Raw genomic sequence first — 1,703 nt, 5'->3', positions numbered from 1 at the left:
GTAGGACCTCCTACCCTTTTTCAAGTGGTTTCAAAGTCGCCTTGAGGCAAGAGTAGCGCCGTGCTCGCTGCTGTCCAGGACGCTTCGCGCCGGCTACGCCGGTGCCGAATGGCATCCTGGACAACATCTGTGCGCGGCGCTCTGCCGATCGGCAGGTCGGGACGAAGGAATGGCCGTAAGGGGTCGAACAAAGGAATGAGGTTTACTGGCCGGCGGTCACCTGCGCGGTCTGGCAATTGGGGTCATACGGCATCCGCCGCTTGAGCGTCGTGCACAGGGCATAGAGCAAACGATCGCCGACAGTGCGCAAGGCGCGTGCATGGCCGTGGCCGCGTCGCCGCAACGCATCGTAACGTCGCCTTGCGGCGGCATCGTGCTGAATGGCGACGCGCGACCAGTGGTGGACGGCGTTTTGCAGCCGTTTGTTGCAGGCAAGGCGACGGATCACGAAGCATTGTTTGCCGCTGCGCCGGGTGACCGGAGCCGTGCCTGCCAAGGCCCGCAAGGCGTGGTAATCTCGTGTACGCAGAGGCTCGGTGGCCTCGGTGAGCAGCGTGGCGAGGACGATTCTGCCGATTCCGGGCCAGGAGCGAAGGATCGCCACGTCATGCTGCTCACGGTTCTGCCCCGACGAGCTCTCCGTCGGCGCTTCGAGCTTGGTACAGAGACCGTCGAGAGCCCGGTGCGCCTCCTTGATCTGCTGATTGACCAGGCACAGCCGCGCCGCGAGGTTGCGGATATGCGCGCATGCGGCTTCCGTGGTGCCTGGCGCCACGAACAGCGGCGTCTGTCGCAAGGTCTGCAGCACTGTCGCAGCATCGAGGCGACGGATGCGATGGTCCTTGAGGAAGCGCGTGATCGTCTTCTCGGACGCCTTTGCGGCGGTGGCGGGTGTCGGCACCTGTTGCCAAAGTGCCAGAAACCAATCGTCCGCGACATCGTCGGTCAGCTCGATGGCCTGCGGATAGTACCGCCACAGTTGCTGGCGAACCCGATTGGCCAGACGCGTGCGTTCTTGTTGCAGTTCGTCGGCCATGCGCGACCACTCGCGCAACTCGATCATCAAGGGATCATCGACCGCAAGGCGGCGGAAGGCCTGGCGATCGGTGCGCAGTGAACTGCCGAGCACACGGGCGTCGCGGCTGTCATCCTTGGCGCCAGCGACGGTGAAGCGGTCGCGGAACCGGTCGAGCTGCTTGGGATTGATGGCGAAGACACCGAACGCGTGATCGAGAAGCATCTCGACCACCGGGCCGTGCGGGGTCTCGATCGCCACTGCGATCTGGCCCGGTGCGGCTTTGGTCTTCTCAAGCAGCCAATCGCGCAACTCCGTCAGCCCGGCTCCTCCATGCGCGAAGTCACGCTCATTGACATGTCGTCCTTCGACATCAAGCAGGCAGACGCGGTGGCTCTGCGTTGCCCAGTCGATCCCGACGAACCATTGCATATCGTCGATCATTGTTGAGACCTCCCTCGTTCGAAGCGGGCCACCGCGATCCTGATCGATCCCTGTACCGGCGCTCTCGGCGCGACCTCCTATTGGATCTCGATCGCGGCCGCTCCACCGGGGCGCGGGTCCTACGCTGGTGCTCTAGGCACAGATGGGTAAGGCTGCTCCCGGAAGATCGGCCCGTGCTGCCAGTCTACATCGTTAGACTGGCGCCAAACACTTGAAAGGGTACAGGATGGGTGGAGCGCAGCGA

The 1,703-nt window shown here is 63.8% G+C and carries 1 protein-coding gene; it reads right to left on the bottom strand.

From position 1 onward, the window contains the following. Positions 1-202 precede the first annotated feature (202 nt). Positions 203-1,459 carry an IS110 family transposase gene (locus tag VMT30_08915; GenBank protein HVQ45049.1) on the bottom strand — a complete coding sequence of 419 codons (1,257 nt, stop codon included), beginning with the start codon at positions 1,457-1,459 and terminating at the stop codon, positions 203-205. Positions 1,460-1,703: the final 244 nt, after the last annotated feature.

Source organism: Candidatus Saccharimonadia bacterium, from assembly GCA_035544015.1.
Classification (GTDB): domain Bacteria; phylum Patescibacteriota; class Saccharimonadia; order UBA4664; family UBA4664; genus UBA5169.
The sequence above is the reverse complement of the archived record's forward strand: the minus strand, read 5'-3'. Positions and strand labels throughout refer to the sequence as shown.

Bases quoted from the DNA above. Each gene is read 5' to 3' on its own strand.
- VMT30_08915 (HVQ45049.1), bottom strand. From the start codon at position 1,459: ATGATCGACGATATGCAATGGTTCGTCGGGATCGACTGGGCAACGCAG.